This is a genomic window from Acidithiobacillus concretivorus (assembly GCF_018853445.1).
GTDB classification, from domain to species: Bacteria; Pseudomonadota; Gammaproteobacteria; order Acidithiobacillales; family Acidithiobacillaceae; genus Acidithiobacillus; species Acidithiobacillus concretivorus.
In genome coordinates, this window is sequence record NZ_JABELD010000028.1 from 1 (window position 1) to 17,860 (window position 17,860).

Sequence of the window (17,860 nt, forward strand, 5' to 3'; positions counted from 1 at the left end):
CACCACTGCGATATTCTGGAGACCGGAAACGATTCATACCGGTTCAAAAAACGTCGCACCCACCCCCTTTAAAACTGGTCAAAAATAGACGCTGTTACCTGGTCATTTTTAAACGCTGTTTGACAGTTGAAAACGCAGTTTTGCGTAGGCGAAGTGATGAGATTGGGGATCTGATTGGCGGCAGTGAAGCAGAAGGTGTTGGGAATGTAGAAGGAACAGGTGCTCCAGCCGCCATAGATGGTCCATTCCCACGGCTTGATCCCCTTGCTCTTTTGCGCAATGTAGTCCCAAGCTTCTTCCCAGGTTGCCGAACGGAATTTCATCTCGCCGCGCTTGCTGCCCGCCACGCGGATGAGGGGCGTCTTGATACGGTTGGCGCTGTAGACCTGGCGTAAGCCCGATTGGCCGCGGGCGCAGATCTTGTCGCCGTTGAGGGTGGAGTTGGGGTTGCCGCCCAGCTTCATGATGCGCTGCTTGCCTTTTTTCTCCGCGACGGTAATACGCAGCGAGCAAAAGGAGGAGCAGTAGTTGCAGATGGAGTAGGCGAAGTGGTCGGCAGCGTCGGGATGCGTGGGGCCGGCCAGTTTGATCCAGTCGGGATGGTAGAGCGTCGCGCCCACGGCGCTGACGCTGGTGCTTTTAAGAAAGGTACGGCGGGTCATTTTTGGAAACTGCCAAGCCATTTGAAGGCCTCCTGTGCACAATAAGCGCTATATTTAATCATATAATGATCTCAGTATGTCATTATATGATTATATGCTACGCGCCTTGGTGCCGAGGGGGAATTGATAAAAATCAATTTATTTATTGCAATGTTTTATATCGGTATACAATCATATAATGGATTTCTGTGGTGCATCCAACGCTCCATTGTCAGCAAGGGAGGAGGCGTCCAATGAACGAAATGACCGTTGAGCAAGTGGACCGGATACCGACCCATCCTGGCGCGATATTGCGGGAGGAGGTACTGCCTGTACTCGATATCTCTGTAAGCAGAGTTTGCCCGTGGCCTGCGGGTCTTGCGCCAGGTCAGCCCGCCTTATTGATAAGGCGTAGGATCAGCAATTCCGGCGCTCAGGAATCCGGCGTGACGCAGGCGGCAACTGTCGCAGCGGCCGCAGGATCGACCCTGATCATCGAGCTGGTAACAGGAGCGGGTCAAGCCGTAATCGACGCCTAGTTGGGTTCCCAACTGGATGATTTCACCTTTGTCGAGATGCTGGAGGGGGGCGTGGATGCGTGGCCCTCTGGATTCGTCACCGAGGCGGGTTGCCACCTGGGCCAGCTTTTCAAAGGCACTGATGAATTCTGGACGGCAGTCAGGATAACCGCTGTAATCCTGGCTGTTGACCCCGATGAAAATGTCCTGGGCTCCGGTTACTTCAGCCAGGGCCAGGGCAAAAGATAAAAATATGGTGTTCCGTGCCGGGACATAGGTAATGGGAATGCCGGGGACGACACCACTTTCCGGTACGGCAAGCTGGGTATCGGTCAGCGCCGAACCGCCAAATGCGGCCAGATCAATATGCACCGTGCGATGACTGGCCACCCCCATGGCCTGCGCCACCAGTCCGGCGTAATGCAGTTCCTGCTTGTGGCGTTGGCCATAATCAAAGGACATGGCATGAATGGCATAACCATCGCGACGCATCAGCGCCATGACCGTGGCGGAGTCCAGGCCGCCGGAAAGCAACACAATGGCTGGTTTTGCTTCAATCATGTCTGGCACCATTCAGCGTCCCGGGACATCGCCCCAAATGAGTTTGTGCAGTTGAATCTGGAGGCGCACCGGAAGCTGGTCGGCGAGTATCCAGTCGGCCAGGTTTCGGAGCGGCATTTGTCCTTGAGAAGGAGAAAACAAAACCTCGCAGATCTGGCTCAGGTCTTCCCGCGCCAGAACTTCCTTGGCCCAGTCATAGTCCTGGCGACTGCAAATGACAATCTTGATTTGATCCTGGGCAGTCAGCCGGGTCAGATTTTCCCAAAGGTTACGGTCTGACTCGCCAGAATCCGGAGTTTTGAGGTCAAGCACCTTGATAACGCGAGGATCTACCGCTTCAACAGATAGGGCGCCGCTGGTTTCCAGAAAAACTTCGTAGCCAGAATCACAAAGCCGGGTCATGAGCGGCAACACATCCTGCTGGGCGAGAGGCTCGCCACCCGTAACAATGACCAGACGATTACCGCCTTCACGCACCGCATCCATGATGGTATCCAGTGTCTGCCATTCACCACCATGAAACGCATAAGCCGTATCACAGTAATGACAACGCAGGGGGCAGCCGGTCAGCCTCACAAAAGTTGCAGGACGTCCGACGCTGCGGGTTTCCCCTTGCAGACTATGAAAGATTTCAGTGATGCGAAGCCGTTCGTCCATCCTTACTGAGACGGCAAAGCCTGTAACTGTGCTTCCGCTTTTTGTGCTGACGGGGTGCTGGGATATTGTTTGAGGACTTTATTCAGGACCACGGTTGCCTGCTTCTTTTTGCCGATGGCTTGATAAATCTCGGCCATGCGTAACATGGCTTCGGGAGCCTTGCTGCTCTGACTGAAACGGTTAGGCACCACATAAAGGCTTTTCAGGGCGGCATCATTTTGCCCTAGTACGTACTGGGCTTGCCCTAACCAGTAATACGCATCCGGCACCAGGCTGCTTTGTGGATATTTCTGGATGAAACCCTGCAGGCCGGTGACGGCATCTCCATATTTTCCATCCCGCAGAAAATTGAAGGCATGCTGGTAATCGGCTTGTCCCAGTCCTTGAATGGATGGTGCGGAAGCATTGCTGGCCGCGCTGGCCACCGCTGCAGCAGGCGTGCTGACTGGAGACGTACCGGTCAGCACACTGCTGGTGCTGGCGGTTATGCCGGTTGCTGGAGTAGTTACGGCAAGCTGTGCGGCCAGCGCCTGCACCTTGCTGGCCGTAGCTTGCTGTTCTGTTTGCAGATCATGGGTTTTGGTATCTACTTCCCCACGCAGATTGCGAACCTCCTGCTCCAGACGTTGAGTCCGTTGAAGCAGGCTGGACAGAGCGCTTTGGGAGCCTTTATCCGCTTGCTGAACCGCAACAAGACTGCTCAACTCGCCCTGCATGACTGCCATTTGCTGTTGAAGCTGGAGCACCCGGTCACTCGTGGATTCTGCCTGGGCAAATGGACTCAGGCACAATAACGGAAGAACAGGCAGTAATTGCCAGCGTTTCATCAACATATACTCCTTGGCTGTTTAGCCGTTGTAGCCACCACTATACACAAAATCAACGCGGCGGTTTTTTGCCCAGCATTCGGCATCATTGGTGGTGCAGAGGGGGTTATCCTTGCCGAAGCTTACGGTGCTGATGCGCGCAGCGTTGACTCCCTGAGCTTCCAGAAACTGCTTTACGGTTTCTGCGCGGCGTTCGCCGAGGGCCAGATTGTATTCCTGAGTGCCCCGGTCATCGGTATTACCTTCCAGGCGGACCTTGACATGGGCATGATTGACCATGAACTGGGCGTTCTGGGTGGCAATCTGCTGGGCGTGGGCGTCCATGCTTTCACTGTTGAAGCCGAAATGCACACGCAATTGCTGCGGCAGAGCCGCCAGTTCAGCCGCCGTCAGGCCGCTGTTGCCGCCGCCGATGGGGCCATTGGCATTCAGGTCCTGGCCATTGACGCCTTCGCCATTGTAACCTGCGGTGGCAGCAGAATTGACAGGGGCCACAGCACCCACAGTGCTGGGTTTGCCACTACCTACATTATGGGCGCAGCCCGTCAGTGCCAGGGCACCAGTCATTGCAACAGCTATCCAGATTTGATGGTGACGCATGTTTTCGAGCTCCTGTTAAATTTGCTGCGATTGTATCTTGTAGTTAAAGAGTATTTCAATGTTATTTGCTGCTTTGCTCAAACATCATTATCCTTGACGGGAAAAGTTGCCCTGCCAAGGGTTCTAGCTCCTGCTTTTTTGTGTTATTTCAGGATGATTATCCCGCCATGATGCCACTAATTCGAATTGGTACCCGCGCCAGTCCTCTCGCTGTCTGGCAGGCTGAGCATGTTCGGGATGCCCTGCATGCCGCCCATCCGGGTATTCAGGTGGAAATCATCCGCATGAGCACCAGTGGGGACGTACTGCTGGACGCGCCCTTGCATTCCCTGGGGGGCAAAGGGCTGTTCGTCAAGGAAATCGAAGAAGCGTTACTGGCGGGCCAGGTGGATATTGCCGTGCATTCCATGAAGGATGTGCCCGCCCTGCAGCCGGAGGGCCTGGAAATTGCGGCCATCATGGCGCGGGAGGATGTCCGTGATGCCTTCGTCAGCAACACGGTCCGCCATCCGGAGGAACTTGCGCCGGGCGCCAGAGTGGGGAGTTCCAGCTTGCGGCGTCGCGCACAGTTATTGCAAAAATATCCGCAAGTCCAGGTGGATGATTTACGGGGTAATGTGGCTACCCGTCTGCGCAAGCTGGACGAAGGTCAATATTCGGCGATTATCCTGGCTGTGGCGGGGCTGAAGCGTCTGCAGCTCCATGAGCGGATTACCTACGCTATTCCCGTTGAGCATTCCTTGCCTGCCGTGGGGCAGGGCGCGGTAGGCATTGAAATCCGCACAGACGATACGGCAACAAGGGGGTTATTACAGCCCTTGATGGATCAGTCTACCTGGCAGTGTGTGTTGGCGGAGCGCAGCATGAACCGGATTCTGGGTGGAGATTGTCGCTTGCCGGTTGCCGCGCTGGCAGAATGGCAGGAACAAAAGCTGTTCCTGCGTGGACTGGTAGCCAGTCCTGATGGTTCCCGCCTGCTGCGGGCTGAAGCCAGCGGTACGGATCCGGTGGCACTGGGCCAGGAGGTGGCTGACCAGCTACTGGCCCAGGGTGCTGCCGCAATTATCAAGGAAATTCAAACATGATGAGTAGTGGATTGCTACAGAACAAAGGTGTAGTGGTGACCCGTCCCCGCGAGCAGGCCGGAGATCTGGTGGAAGCGCTGAAAGCTGCTGCTGCGCGGCCGATTTTGTTTCCGGCAGTACAAATTGAAGCACCAGAAAACTGGCAGTCTCTGGATGACGCCCTGCACCAGCTGGATACATTCGACTGGGTGATTTTTACCAGCCGCAATGCTGTGGCTTTTGCCCTGAGTCGTCTGCAAAGCCGGAATTTAATCTGGCCCCAGGGGCCGCGCGTTGCGGCGGTGGGGCGAGAAACCGCCAAGGCCCTTCGGGAATTTGGCCTGCAAGTGGATCTGGTGCCCAAAAAATTCAGCTCTGAGGGTTTGCTCAACAGTGCTGAACTGGCGGAAATGCAAGACCGCCACGTCGCTCTTTTTGTCGGCGATCAGGGCCGGGAATTGCTGGAAAAAGTGCTGGGCGAACGTGGTGCGCAAGTCGATAAGGTCCTGTGTTATCGCCGCACTCTGCCGGGTGCCAATCCAACGCCTCTCCTGCACGCCTGGGCCCGTGGCGAACTGCATGTGGTTACCCTGACCAGTCCCGAAATTTTCAATAACTTTTATCAAATGATTGGCGGGCTCGGCCAGCGCTGGTTGAAAAATACACCCCTGATTGCCATCAGCCCGCTCACCGCAGAAGCCATTACTGCGGTGGGTTTGCCGGAACCCTGGGTAGCCGAAGAAGCCAGTACCGAAGGGATTATGGCGGCTCTGGAAGTCTGGGCAAAAAGCCAGGAGCAAGCTGCTAATGTCTAGAAATAGTCTTTCCTTACGACATTCACCCCGACGTTTGCGCCGTCATCCGGCCATGCGCGCCATGCTGCAGGAAAATCAGCTGACTCCAGCAGATTTCATCCTGCCCATTTTTCTGGTGGAAGGGGAAGGGATCCGCAGTGATATTATTTCCATGCCCGGGGTGTTTCGCCATAGTATTGATTCAGCCTTAAAACTTTGCGGAGCAGCGGTCTCCCGAGGTATTTCGGCGGTTTTGTTGTTTGGTGTGATTACTGAAGATTGCAAGGATGCCTGCGGTTCAGCCTCCTGGGATAGCGAGGGCTTGGTGCAAAAAGCCGCCCGCGCCATCCGTGCCGCCTACCCCGATCTGCTGGTCATCGCAGACGCGTGTTTTTGTGAATACACCGATCATGGCCATTGCGGTATTCTCAACGCCGAAGGGGATCGGGATGATAATGCGACCCTGGAAAACCTGCAGCGTCAGGCACTTTCCTATGCCGAGGCGGGTGTGCATGTGGTGGCGCCATCGGGCATGGTGGATGGCATGGTGACGGCCATCCGTGAGGCGCTGGATGCTGCCGGTCATTCCGAGGTCAGCATTTTGTCCTACGCGGTCAAGTATGCCAGCGCCTATTACGGGCCGTTCCGGGATGCAGCCGACAGTGCCCCCCAGTTTGGAGATCGTCGCGCCTATCAGATGGATCCAGGCAACCGCCGCGAAGCGTTCCGCGAGTTGGATCTGGATATTGCTGAAGGTTGCGACATGGTCATGGTCAAACCCGCCATGCCGTATCTGGATCTGGTACGGGATTTACGCGAACGCTGTGATCTGCCGGTGCTGACTTATCAGGTGTCAGGAGAATACAGCATGTTGCAGGCAGCCGCGCGGGCGGGATGGCTGGATTTACAGCGCAGCGTGCTGGAATCTTTACTGGGCATGAAACGCGCCGGGGCAGACGCCATTATTACTTATTACGCCCTGGATGCGGCGGAATGGCTGGAGTAAAAGCGTCCTCAGCGCGTCCTGGCCGGAATGTGCGCCAGAGAAAATCTGACACTCTACTCGAAGATGGGTTATTTCGCCTGCGCTGGTATGGTGCAGTAGGCATTACCGCCGTTGGCCGGATTTTCCGGTTGCGCGCCAGTGATATGGACCAGTTGTTTCCCTGGTTGTTGTTTTCGTTGTTTGTCAATGTGCTGGTCTGGATGTATCTGTTATTGGGTCTGGCCGCACCGCTGGCCAAGAAAAATCCGGTTACTTCGTTGGTGGAAATTTCCCTGACGCCCACTTTTCATCAGCCCCGGATCAGTGCCCCGGTAGATCCGCGCGCGTCGCGTCCACAGGCGGATGTGGACGCCGTGACACATAAAGCGATGCCAGCTGTATCCTCGGCAGAGCGCCAGGCTGCCTATAACTTCTATCTGAAAAACTGGGAAGGACGCATTATGGCGCTCGCCCAGAAAAAGCTGTTTGCGCCGGGGCATGGGCCGTTGCCGCAAGGACGGGTGGTCGTGGCAGTAACCATTGCTCCAAACGGACATCTGCTGGAAATTTCCATGTTGCAGGGATCACGCAATACGGCCTTGGTAGAAGCCGTGGAAACTCTTATTCGTGCTGCGGCACCTTTTGCAGCCTTACCGGCTCTGTGGCAATCCCCACCGACGCCATTGCGTATCGTCCGTACCTGGAGTTTTGAGTAGCTTCAGTTTTTAGCGGCCAGATTTTCCAGTTCCTCCAGGCTTTTCATACGCGATTCCACGCCATAAATCAGGGTGGCCAGCAAGCCGAGCAGGGCAACAACTGACATAAATACCAGCACCAGAGGAATCCCCCAGCTTTTTTCAAAAATTGGAAACAGTACGGCGGAAAAGAAGGCCCCGAGCCGCGACAGCGCCGTTGCCAGACCCGCAGCGCTGGCCCGCAATTCGGTGGGGAATATTTCCACTGCCAGAGCAAATACGGTGACGCCGGGACCAATGCCCACCCCAAAAGAATAGACGGCAGCGGCCAGGTACACCCCCATAATCCAATGGTTCCAGGAGCAGAGCGCAAATACGGCCAGTCCCAGGGACATCAGACCAAAACCCGCACTCTGCAGGGGAATACGCCCCCAGCGATCCAGACGGGAAACAATAAAAACTATTCCCAGGGCCGAAATAATCAGAAAAACGGCATTGATGGCTGCAGCAGCGGCATTACTGCTGGCCAGACCATTATCACGCAGTACCATGGGGAAATAGAGACCTATTCCGAGACCAACCACGTCCAGACAAAACCAGGGAAAAACGCTGAGAAAAAGGCGTCGCAACCAGGCCTTACGGAGCAGAATGCGCCATGATTGACGCTGAATCTGAAAACTCTTGAGTTCCGCCTGCCGCTGCGCTTGCGAATAAGCTGGCTGTAGCTGCTCCAGGGCTTCCTCCGCCTGCTGATATTGCCCTTTGCGTACCAGCCAGCGCGGTGATTCCGGCAAGCCACGACGAAGCCAGAGCAAGGCCAGGGCGGGGACGATGGCGCTACCCAGCATCCAGCGCCAGGAACCGGGTCCAGTGGATAGCAGCGCCCAGCCGACAAGGGTGGAGAGCAGTGCGCCCACATACCAGGCCAGATTGACCCGGGCAAAGCGGTTTCCGCGCTGCGCCGACTGGCTGTATTCGGCAACGATGGTGGCCACCAGTGGGTAGTCGAGGCCAATGGCGAGGCCGGTAATAAATCGCCCGGCAAAAAGGGCTGCGGTATCCGGACTGAAAGCACTGATCAAGGCTCCCAGCACATAAAGAAAAATGTTGGGAAAAAGCAGCCGGCGGCGACCAAAACGATCCGTGAAAAATCCACCAAATAATCCGCCAATCAGGGAGCCCAGCAGGGCCATGGCCATGAGAATGCCAGTTTCCGTAGCTTGCAGATGCCAGGCGCTGCTCAGCGGCAGCAGAACCACCGCCATGATGCTGAGGTCATAGCCGTCCAGCAGCATCCCCAACATGGCTGCACCCAACGCATGCCCGCGACGGTCAGACATCAGCTAAAGGCCCTGAAATATGAAAATGATGCCAGTCATCTGCACTGCGGAAATCATTCATCGGCAGGTGACCTGGGTACAGCACCCAGATGGCGGGCATGGAAATTCAGATGTTCTCCAATGAAGCTGCTGATGAAAAAATAGCTATGATCATAGGCTTCATGCCAGCGCAGGATGATTTGGGGGTCATTCAGAGCTTGCAGATATTCGGTTTTCAGTTCTAGCTCCAGAAATGGATCAGCGCGCCCCTGATCTATCAGGATGGGTGGGTGCTGTTGGCCCGAACTTTTGAGGAGTTCCAGGCTGTCATAAGCCAGCCATTGCTGAGTATCGGCACCGAGGTAGCGACTAAAGGCTTTTTGTCCCCAGGGTGTCTGACTGGGGGCGGATACCGGGGCGAAGGCCGACAGGGACTGATACTGCCCGGGTCGTCGTAATCCGCAGACCAGAGCCCCGTGACCACCCATGGAATGCCCGCAAATGCCCTGGCTTTCCCCACTCATGGGAAAATTTCGGGCAATGAGGGCGGGAAGTTCTTCGGTTACATAGGAAAACATCTGATAGTGAGTCTGCCAGGGGACTTGCGTTGCATCCAGATAAAATCCGGCACCACTGCCGAAGTCCCAGTCGTCATTTTCTCCTGCAATTCCGGTATTACGGGGGCTGGTATCGGGCGCTACCAGAATAAGCCCCAGTTCTGCCGCATAGCGTTGAGCGCCTGCCTTGATCATGAAGGTTTCTTCGCTGCAGGTCAGTCCGGCAAGAAAAGTCAGCACCGGAAGCTTTTCCCCGGGTTGATGCGGGGGTATGAAAATCGCAAAACGCATGGGTCCCTGACATTGCCGGGATGGATGTTCATAGCGCTCCATGCGCCCAGCAAAGCAGGCATGAGATTCGAGGATCTCCAGTTCTTGAACGGGCATGAAATACCTCAGAAAGTCAGCACGGTGCGGATGGATTTACCTTCGTGCATCAAATCAAAGGCGGTATTGATGGATTCCAGTGGCAGGGTATGGGTGATCATCTCATCAATCCGGATTTTGCCTTCCATATACCAGTCGACAATTTTGGGCACGTCCGTACGGCCTTTGGCGCCGCCAAAAGCAGAGCCGCGCCAGTTACGTCCAGTCACCAGCTGGAAGGGGCGCGTGCTGATTTCCTGGCCAGCTCCGGCGACGCCAATGATGACGCTGGTTCCCCAACCCTTGTGGCAACATTCCAGAGCCTGACGCATCAACGTGGTGTTACCAATGCATTCAAAGCTGAAGTCTGCTCCGCCTTTGGTGAGGTTGACCAGATAAGGAACCAGATCACCTTCCACCTCTTTGGGATTGACGAAATGCGTCATCCCGAATTCTTCGGCCAAAGCTTTTTTGGAGGGGTTGATATCCACGCCGATGATCATGTCGGCACCCGCCAGGCGGGCACCCTGCACGACGTTCAGGCCGATACCACCCAAACCAAAAACCACCACCTTGTCACCAGGGCGTACCTTGGCCGTATAAATCACCGCGCCAATACCCGTAGTTACGCCGCAGCCGATATAGCAAACCTTGTCAAAGGGCGCATCCTCACGAATTTTGGCCAGGGCAATTTCCGGGAGTACGGTGTATTGCGCGAAAGTGCTGGTTCCCATGTAATGATATAGAGGCTTGCCCTGACTGGAAAAACGGCTGCTGCCATCGGGCATCAAGCCTTTACCCTGAGTTTCACGAATGGCCTGACACAAATTGGTTTTACCACTCAGACAATATTCGCATTCCCGACACTCCGGGGTATACAGGGGAATAACATGATCTCCGGGTTTCAGAGAGCGCACCCCCGCGCCGACCTCAACCACCACACCTGCGCCTTCATGACCAAGAATGGTAGGGAACAGTCCTTCCGGATCCATGCCGGAAAGTGTGTAGGCATCGGTATGGCAGACCCCGGTCGCCTTGATTTCCACCAGCACTTCCCCTGCGCGGGGACCATCCAGCTGCACAGTCTCGACGACGAGGGGTTGATTGGCGCCATAGGCGACGGCTGCACGCACATCCATAAAGTAATCTCCTGACAAATTGGCGAATAAAAAACAGCTTAACTATTAATCACATAATCACAAACCGGGGAAAGTGCGGGTATTTATTCTTTCTGAATGCGTTCGGAGTGGGCATATAAAGTCATGCGATCATCGCGGGCGTAACCAATCAGGGTTACTCCGTGGCTTTCAGCCAGCTCGATGGCGAGGCTGCTGACTCCGGAAATGGCCGCAATCACCGGAATACCAAAGCCAATGGCCTTGAGCACAATTTCAAAACTCAGTCGTGAGGAAATCCCCAGCACATGGACTTCGCCGGGCATCAGTCCTTGCTGAATAGCCGCACCAATACTCTTATCCACGGCATTATGGCGACCAATATCTTCGCGCACCAGATAATTCCGGCGATAGCCGAGAATAGCGGCATGAGCTGTGCCGGTGCTGTGGTTCAGCGCCTGTTGCTCCTGCATTTGTACCATGAGAGTACGAATGGAGACCGGGCTACAGCAAAAACTGCTCTCCAGTGGCGCAAAAGGAATGAGCCCGGCCAGGAGAGGCGTCCCGCACAGGCCGCAGGCACTTCCGCCAATGACGTGGCGACGCTTGTGTTGCGCGCGCTCGGCTGCTTCTGCCGTGAGCTGGAGATAAATGGCCCAGGCACCATTTTCGGTCACCCACTCCCAGGTGATCATTTCCTCAGGGACGTGAATAATGCCTTCGCTCCACAAAAAACCCATAAAGAAATCATCGAGGTGTTGCGGCGTTACCATCATCACTGCGTAAGCCTGACCATTGATGACAATGGAGACTGCGCGTTCTTCAAGGACCGCTTCCTGGTGGGCAACCGGTAATCCCTTTCCGGTCAACAGGGTTGCTGCCGACCAGCCGATACCCGCACCTAATTCACCATTGATGCGCATAAATCCTTTCCTTTCTGGGTAAGAAGGATCACGGTGCGACCACGTTGTTCGCTTTGGGTCAGATATCCCATACCACCCCAGCTTTCATTTTCACCAAGCAGTAACAACAGACGTTCCAGTTGGCTCCGCCGTAAATTCATCTGTTTACCTATTTTTGCCAGAGAAATGACCGGTTCATGACAGAGGGCTTGCAGCAGAGCGATGACCAGATCTTCCGTGGCCGATTCTGGAGCAGGTTCAGTCGTCACGGTTGCTCACCGCTTGAAAAGTCACCCGAATGGATTTGGAAGTCGGAGTGTTGGCCCGGTCTGCATGACTGGACAGAGGCACCAGTACATTCAGTTCGGGATAGTAGCCCGCCACACAGGAGCGGGGAATATCATAGGGCAGCAGGCGAAAACTCCGGGCAACGCGCTCGCCGTCAGTCCAGTGCGAAATAATATCGACCAGCGTATTTTCCGCAAAACCCAAATCTGCAATATCTTCCGGATGCATGAAGCAAATATTGCGGGCACCCGATACCCCCCGGTAGCGATCTTCGTATCCATAAATGGTGGTGTTGTATTGATCATGACTACGAATAGTCATCAGATTGAAAACCCGCTCGGAACTTTTGGGAACAAAGCGGTCTTCGGTAATATTATGCAGTGGCTGGGCAATAAACTGAGCCTTGCCCGATGGCGTCGTCCAGCGCCGGGAGCGTGGCGGCAGATCGAGATGAAACCCTCTGGGTTGATGGACCCGGGCATTGAAGTCCTCAAAACCCGCAACTACCCGTGAGATGCGGTCGCGAATCCGGTCGTAATCCTCTACCAGGGCGCGCCATGGGGTTCTGCTATCGGGCAAAGTGGCTTCAGCCAGTTCGGCGATAATGGCACATTCGGATTTCAGTTGGGACGATGCCGGCGCCCGCATTCCCTGGGAAATGTGCACCATGCTCATGGAATCCTCAACGGTGATGCCCTGGGGCTGACCATTTTGAATGTCTATTTCTGTCCGACCCAGACAAGGAAGAATCAGGGCATTTTTTCCGTGGACCACATGAGAGCGATTGAGTTTGGTGGTTACATGCACGGTCAGTTCACAATGGCGCAAGGCTTCATGTACGCGCTGCGTATCCGGGGTGGCATTGGCAAAATTACCCCCCATCCCGAAAAACACCTTGGCTTCGCCTTTTTCCAGGGCGGCAATGCTGGCAATGACATCATGACCGGGTTCCCGGGGCGGCTCAAAATCAAATTCCTTGCCCAGACGATCCAGAAAATCTGCAGCGGGACGTTCCCAGATGCCCATGGTGCGATCGCCCTGAACATTACTGTGTCCGCGAATGGGGCAAGCTCCCGCTCCCGGCTTACCCATATTTCCTTTCAGGAGGAGCACATTGACCAGCATTTGAATGGTAGCGACGGCATGTTTGTGCTGGGTGATGCCCATGCCCCAGGTGATGATACTGGCTTTGCCCGAATCATAAATTTTACCGATTTCCATAAACTCGACATGGCTGAGACCGCTTTCTGCCTCAATTTCTGACCAGGGAGTATCCAGGGCAATTTCTTTCAGGGTATTAAAGCCTTCGGTATGGATGTCAATAAAATCCTCATCCAGAGAGCCTTGCTCCAACAGATAGCGCACTATGCCGAGGGCAATGGCATAGTCGCCGCCAATGCGGGGTTGATAGTAATGGGTAGCGATTTCGGTCCCATGATTGGTGAGCATCTCGCCAGGATCCTGAGGGTTCACAAAACGCTGCAGGCCACGTTCCCGAAGCGGGTTGAAAACCAGAATCCGGCAGCCCCGTTTGGCCGCATCCCGCAAGGTACCCAGCATTCGCGGGTGATTGGTGCCGGGATTATGACCAAAGAGGAGCAGTGTATCGGCATGGTCAAAGTCTTCCAGGGTGACGGTACCTTTGCCAATACCAATAGATTCAGGCATTCCAAGACTGGTGGGTTCGTGACACATGTTGGAGCAGTCCGGCATGTTGTTGGTGCCAAATTCACGGACAAAAAGCTGATAGAGAAAAGCGGCTTCGTTGGAGGTTCTGCCGGACGTATAAAAAATAGCCTCGTTGGGAGATTTGAGCGCTTGCAGATGATGGGCTATCTGGGCAAATGCCTGCGCCCAGGAAACGGGTTGATAATGGTCGCTGGCGGCATCATACATCATCGGTTCGGTCAGGCGGCCAAATTCTTCCAGATCATAATCACTTTGCTGGGCAAGCCAGCTCACGGAATGCTCGGCAAATAAATCGGCTGTTACGCGTTTGCTGGTGGCTTCGGCTGCGACCGCTTTGACGCCATTTTCACAAAATTCAAAGGTAGAGTGGGCATCGGGATCAGGCCAGGCGCAGCCCGGGCAATCAAAACCTTCGGCCTGATTGGACTTCAGCAACAGGGCCGTTCCTTCCGAGAGAATACCTTGCTGGCGCAGGCTCTGCATGGAAGCACGAAGCGCTCCCCAGCCTCCTGCTGGTTGATGATAAGGACGAAATTTCAGCTCAGACATGGTTTTCTCCTTGTGAAGCATCTCCAACTTTCAGGACAAAAGACCGGCATCCTCTGCGGCCAATGCGCCGATGGCAGACCAGTCACGGATGGTGCCACCCTCCGCAGCAAGTCGAATAAAGCGATCACGCAAGAGGCTTGCCAAGGGCAATGGAACATCCAGATTTTCTGCTGCAGCCAGAACCAGACGCATATCTTTCTGGCCCAAGGGTGCGGCAAATCCTGGCGGCGTAAATTTCCGGTCGGCAATCAGTGCGCCATAGTTTTTGTAGAGAGGCACATTGAACAGACTGGATGTCAGCAAATCCAGATAGGCATGACGGTCTACACCACCTTTTTCCACCAGTGCCATGGCTTCACCCAGCGACTCAATGACTGAAGCTATCAAAAAATTACCACTAAGTTTGACCAGATTGGCCTTCTCGGGTGCATCTGCAACCACAAAGCTGCGTTGGCCTATCCTATCAAAAAGCGGTTGCAGGCGGGAGATGATCTCCGGTTTTCCCGCCAAGGCCAGGAACAGCTTGCCAGCAGCCGCAGCATCGGGTCTTCCGAAAACCGGAGCGGCCAGATACTCCTGTCCAGCCTGGGCATGGGCTGCGGCCAGTTGTGCTGAAAGTGCGACGCTGATGGTGCTGCAGGACACATGCACAGCGCCAGGTCGCAGCTGCGCGAGCAGACCCTTTTTCTCCAGAACCAGGGATGCCACGACCGGATCGTCGGCGAGCATGGTGAATACCACATCGGCATCAGCAAAATCCTGAAGGTTACTGGCGGCTGTTGCGCCTTGGTCCACAAGAGCCTGCATTTTTTCGGGAGAGCGATTAAATACTTTAAGATTAACTTCGGAAGTGAGCAGCCTGGCCGCCATGCCCGACCCCATTTGCCCCAATCCTACGAAACCCACTTGCATGCTGACCTCCTCGTTTTGCAGCTGTTACATACCGGACGGTTGGTTCTAACCTTAGTCAGAATCTCTGTTTTCGTCAACAATACATGATTTGACGCAAAATATTTACGAAATGCCTTGCATGTCTCCAGAATAGTCCCTATGCTCGCCTATGGACACGTGGTCCGAATTTACGCAATAGGAAGTGCATCAAATGGCAACAGGTACAGTAAAGTGGTTTAACGATAGTAAAGGTTTCGGTTTCATTACGCCTGAAGATGGTAAAGAAGATGTATTCGTACATCATTCCGCCATTCAGGGCAGCGGCTTCAAGACCCTGGCAGAAGGCGCACGTGTATCGTTCAACAGTGTTCGCGGCCCCAAAGGCATGCAGGCTGAGGACGTGCGCGAGATCTAATCCCTAGCGGATGATCATCGCCCAGGGCGCCGCAATTGCGGCGCTTTTTTTTTGGCGGATAAAATTTGCGTCAGGGCGCGTATGCCAGCCAGCAACTGCGTATAGCCGCTTGTCAGATAACCCGTGCCTGCAATAAATCCTGAATACCTTCAGATAAAGACCAGAAGGGTTGGCATAAATCCTTGCGCATACGCTCGTTATCCGCAATGGAACGGCGGATATCTCCTTCTACGGGTGGAACCCATTCAATATGGGATGGCGTGCTGACAAGTTGTTGAATGGTTTTTGCCAGGTTGAGAATGGTAGTCGTTTCTCCTCGGGCGATGTTTATGCTTCCTTGTGCGTTCCCGGTAAGAGCAGCCACGTTGGCCTGAGCAACATCTTTGACGTGAATGAAATCTCGTTCCTGGCTGCCATCACCACGGATGGTCAGTGCCTGCTGGGAAAGTGCCTGAGCCACAAAACGGGAAATTACCCCGCTATAGGGGGATTGGGGATCCTGTCGGGGACCGTAAACATTAAAGTAACGTAAGCCTAAATGAGAAAGGTGATGCATGCGGCCGTAGAGGTCTGCATATAACTCGTTCGTATATTTTTCCATTCCATAAGGAGAAATTGGCAAAGCTGGTTCATCTTCATTCAGAGGCAGTTTTGTGGGGTTACCATATACAGCGGCCGAAGATGCGTACACAAAGCGCGTATGGTGTTTCCGCGCCTCTTCGAGAACGCCAACATAAGCCAGAATGTTCTGCTGACAGGAAAAAACAGGGTCCTCCTGACTTCTGATGACGGAAACCTGGGCGGCAACATGCAATATATGGGTCACGCCTTCACAGGCTTGATGCAGGAGCATTCGATTGGTCATGTCGCCAAATATAAAATCCAGACGTTCATGACTTGCGGGTAAGTTGTCCCTTTTTCCGGTGGAGAGGTTATCCAGAACACGGACGTGATAACCTTCAGAAAGCAGAAGCTCAACCGTGTGGGAGCCAATGAAGCCGGCACCACCGACCACTAAGATGGTTCCTGCACGCTGTTTTGAATTCATGATATTTAACGTCCTTTATATTTTAATGAGATCTAAAGAAGGTGATGAAGTCGATGTCGCGCAAGTCTCGTTGCAACAAAAAAAGTCCTAATATATCAGCAATAAATAAAGAAAACATGAACCCCATACCATAAAAAAATGGGCCTCTCTGTAAGCTTAACCAGGTGAAAAGGACATTTCCTAAAAAAAAGATCAAGGTCATTAAAGTGCTGCGACCACGTAAATCCATATAGAAATAAACATTCAAAATACTCATGAATAAAAGTTGCAAACTGACGCCAATAACATCAAACTGGAAAATTCGTGAATAGCTGACGGGATAACCCAGCAAGCTGAGTATTTGCGGAGTAAAGGCGATGGCAAATATGACGGTTATGCCTTGCACCTTGGCAATATCCCATAAACCGGTTCTAGTAGCATTGATCATCCCTTGTTTGGCTATAATGAGCTCAGAATAATTTCCACCTTCGACAATGGCACGATTATAGGCTTCATAAGCTTCCACAAAATCAGTTTCAAGGCGAAAGAGAAACATAGCCAGGCCTGGTACAATCAGGAGATAGCTTAGAAAAATGGGTACATCATAAATTGGCGAAGCGCGCAGCGGTCCAATGACCAGAGCACTGGTGTCTGGAGTGAACCAAAACAAAAGTTTATCTGCCCAGACGGCGGCGTTGAAAAATAGTCCTACCCAAGCAAGAGACCAGAACATGCGCTGAGTGCTGAGAACACTCCCTGGAAAGCTGAGCATGCCCGGAAACTGACGAATGACCATGGCCCCTAGGCTCATTAACAAAATACCCTGACCGAGATCAAAAGCCAGTAAATACCCATACAAACCTCGATCAGCACCCAGATAGATGCCAGCGAGTACAATCACTGTATAGGCTACCAGATACCAAGAAACCAGGGCCTTATAATCCTTGAGGCTGGTTCCCATAATCGTCAAAATCCATACTCCACAGAGTTCTACAAAGCCTGTACCCATCAAGAACTGATAAAAAATAGGCGTATTGTCAAAAAACAGGATCGCTATGACGAAAGCAAGAATGCCACCGAGGGCACAGGTACTGGCGATCATCATAAGGATGATGGATATAACGGCTTTTTTTTCCCGAGCGAAAAGCATGTCAGCAATATAACGGGTAAACAGCAACTGAACAGGGCCAGTAAAAATCAGTGAGGACATGATCAGATAAGTTACCGAAACCTGAAACTCAATAACGGCTGAGCTGTGCTCATTCTGGCTCATGGCGGCTCTTCGTCAGATTGAGTGGGTAGGGGGTAGAATGCTGTGGAGCGGTCGTGCCCTGAATTGGAGTTAGCTGATGGTCCCTGAAGAGCTGTTTTCTCTCGCGTTAGGATTGGTTCCGCCGTGG

19 protein-coding genes are annotated in these 17,860 nt (G+C 53.7%); 5 read left to right on the top strand and 14 right to left on the bottom strand.

Annotated elements, in window-relative coordinates; all coding sequences use genetic code 11:
* Nucleotides 1-68: 68 nt before the first annotated feature.
* The 5 genes from HJG40_RS04130 to pal all read right to left on the bottom strand — a co-directional run bounded on the left by HJG40_RS04130 (nucleotide 69) and on the right by pal (nucleotide 3,804).
* Nucleotides 69-683, bottom strand: coding sequence for a molybdopterin-dependent oxidoreductase (locus tag HJG40_RS04130; protein WP_226857107.1), 615 nt, complete (start codon nucleotides 681-683; stop codon nucleotides 69-71).
* Between the two features lie 356 nt (nucleotides 684-1,039).
* A complete protein-coding gene (gene queC / locus HJG40_RS04135) occupies nucleotides 1,040-1,720 on the bottom strand; it encodes a 7-cyano-7-deazaguanine synthase QueC (protein WP_226857112.1) in 681 nt (226 codons plus the stop codon).
* A gap of 12 nt (nucleotides 1,721-1,732) precedes the next feature.
* A complete protein-coding gene (queE, locus tag HJG40_RS04140; RefSeq protein ID WP_215863021.1) occupies nucleotides 1,733-2,377 on the bottom strand; it encodes a 7-carboxy-7-deazaguanine synthase QueE in 645 nt (214 codons plus the stop codon).
* A gap of 2 nt (nucleotides 2,378-2,379) precedes the next feature.
* Complete coding sequence (gene ybgF, locus HJG40_RS04145; RefSeq protein ID WP_215863022.1) at nucleotides 2,380-3,204, bottom strand: tol-pal system protein YbgF; 825 nt, start codon at nucleotides 3,202-3,204, stop codon at nucleotides 2,380-2,382.
* 21 nt (nucleotides 3,205-3,225) lie between these two features.
* Complete coding sequence (gene pal / locus HJG40_RS04150) at nucleotides 3,226-3,804, bottom strand: peptidoglycan-associated lipoprotein Pal (protein WP_215863023.1); 579 nt, start codon at nucleotides 3,802-3,804, stop codon at nucleotides 3,226-3,228.
* Between the two features lie 167 nt (nucleotides 3,805-3,971).
* Between pal and hemC the strand changes: the two genes are divergently transcribed.
* The 4 genes from hemC to HJG40_RS04170 are packed head-to-tail and all read left to right on the top strand — an operon-like array spanning nucleotide 3,972 to nucleotide 7,363.
* Nucleotides 3,972-4,889: a hydroxymethylbilane synthase gene (gene hemC / locus HJG40_RS04155; protein WP_215863024.1), complete on the top strand. Its 918-nt coding sequence runs from the start codon at nucleotides 3,972-3,974 to the stop codon at nucleotides 4,887-4,889.
* Complete coding sequence (locus HJG40_RS04160) at nucleotides 4,886-5,683, top strand: uroporphyrinogen-III synthase (RefSeq protein WP_226857115.1); 798 nt, start codon at nucleotides 4,886-4,888, stop codon at nucleotides 5,681-5,683. The genes hemC and HJG40_RS04160 overlap by 4 nt, the downstream gene beginning before the upstream one ends.
* On the top strand, nucleotides 5,676-6,668 hold the full coding sequence (gene hemB, locus HJG40_RS04165) for a porphobilinogen synthase (protein ID WP_215863025.1): 993 nt from the start codon (nucleotides 5,676-5,678) through the stop codon (nucleotides 6,666-6,668). The genes HJG40_RS04160 and hemB overlap by 8 nt, the downstream gene beginning before the upstream one ends.
* The gene (locus tag HJG40_RS04170) at nucleotides 6,656-7,363 is read left to right on the top strand and encodes an energy transducer TonB (protein WP_215863026.1); all 708 of its coding nucleotides are present in this window, start codon (nucleotides 6,656-6,658) and stop codon (nucleotides 7,361-7,363) included. Before hemB ends, HJG40_RS04170 begins: the two co-directional genes overlap by 13 nt.
* A gap of 2 nt (nucleotides 7,364-7,365) precedes the next feature.
* Here the strand turns inward: HJG40_RS04170 and HJG40_RS04175 are convergent, their stop codons facing one another.
* From HJG40_RS04175 to HJG40_RS04205, 7 genes are all read right to left on the bottom strand, one after another.
* Nucleotides 7,366-8,682, bottom strand: coding sequence for an MFS transporter (locus HJG40_RS04175; protein WP_215863027.1), 1,317 nt, complete (start codon nucleotides 8,680-8,682; stop codon nucleotides 7,366-7,368).
* A gap of 53 nt (nucleotides 8,683-8,735) precedes the next feature.
* Entirely contained in the window at nucleotides 8,736-9,605 is an 870-nt protein-coding gene (gene fghA / locus HJG40_RS04180) for an S-formylglutathione hydrolase (RefSeq protein WP_303646300.1), read from the bottom strand.
* Between the two features lie 8 nt (nucleotides 9,606-9,613).
* Entirely contained in the window at nucleotides 9,614-10,723 is a 1,110-nt protein-coding gene (locus HJG40_RS04185; protein WP_215863028.1) for an S-(hydroxymethyl)glutathione dehydrogenase/class III alcohol dehydrogenase, read from the bottom strand.
* A gap of 83 nt (nucleotides 10,724-10,806) precedes the next feature.
* Nucleotides 10,807-11,622 carry a formate dehydrogenase accessory sulfurtransferase FdhD gene (gene fdhD / locus HJG40_RS04190; protein ID WP_215863029.1) on the bottom strand — a complete coding sequence of 272 codons (816 nt, stop codon included), beginning with the start codon at nucleotides 11,620-11,622 and terminating at the stop codon, nucleotides 10,807-10,809.
* Nucleotides 11,601-11,870 (bottom strand): hypothetical protein, encoded by a 270-nt coding sequence (locus HJG40_RS04195; protein ID WP_215863030.1) that lies wholly within the window; start codon nucleotides 11,868-11,870, stop codon nucleotides 11,601-11,603. The genes fdhD and HJG40_RS04195 overlap by 22 nt, the downstream gene beginning before the upstream one ends.
* A complete protein-coding gene (locus HJG40_RS04200; protein WP_215863031.1) occupies nucleotides 11,860-14,127 on the bottom strand; it encodes an FdhF/YdeP family oxidoreductase in 2,268 nt (755 codons plus the stop codon). The genes HJG40_RS04195 and HJG40_RS04200 overlap by 11 nt, the downstream gene beginning before the upstream one ends.
* A 30-nt stretch (nucleotides 14,128-14,157) precedes the next feature.
* A complete protein-coding gene (locus HJG40_RS04205) occupies nucleotides 14,158-15,039 on the bottom strand; it encodes an NAD(P)-dependent oxidoreductase (RefSeq protein WP_215863032.1) in 882 nt (293 codons plus the stop codon).
* Between the two features lie 190 nt (nucleotides 15,040-15,229).
* On the opposite strand from HJG40_RS04205, the gene HJG40_RS04210 reads away from it, so the two are divergent.
* The gene (locus tag HJG40_RS04210) at nucleotides 15,230-15,433 is read left to right on the top strand and encodes a cold-shock protein (protein WP_010642828.1); all 204 of its coding nucleotides are present in this window, start codon (nucleotides 15,230-15,232) and stop codon (nucleotides 15,431-15,433) included.
* Between the two features lie 112 nt (nucleotides 15,434-15,545).
* Here HJG40_RS04210 and HJG40_RS04215 read toward each other — a convergent pair whose 3' ends face one another.
* Both HJG40_RS04215 and pelG read right to left on the bottom strand, forming a co-directional pair.
* A complete protein-coding gene (locus HJG40_RS04215) occupies nucleotides 15,546-16,481 on the bottom strand; it encodes an NAD-dependent epimerase/dehydratase family protein (protein ID WP_215863033.1) in 936 nt (311 codons plus the stop codon).
* Nucleotides 16,482-16,503: 22 nt separating this feature from the next.
* On the bottom strand, nucleotides 16,504-17,733 hold the full coding sequence (pelG, locus tag HJG40_RS04220) for an exopolysaccharide Pel transporter PelG (RefSeq protein WP_215863034.1): 1,230 nt from the start codon (nucleotides 17,731-17,733) through the stop codon (nucleotides 16,504-16,506).
* Nucleotides 17,734-17,860 lie beyond the last annotated feature (127 nt).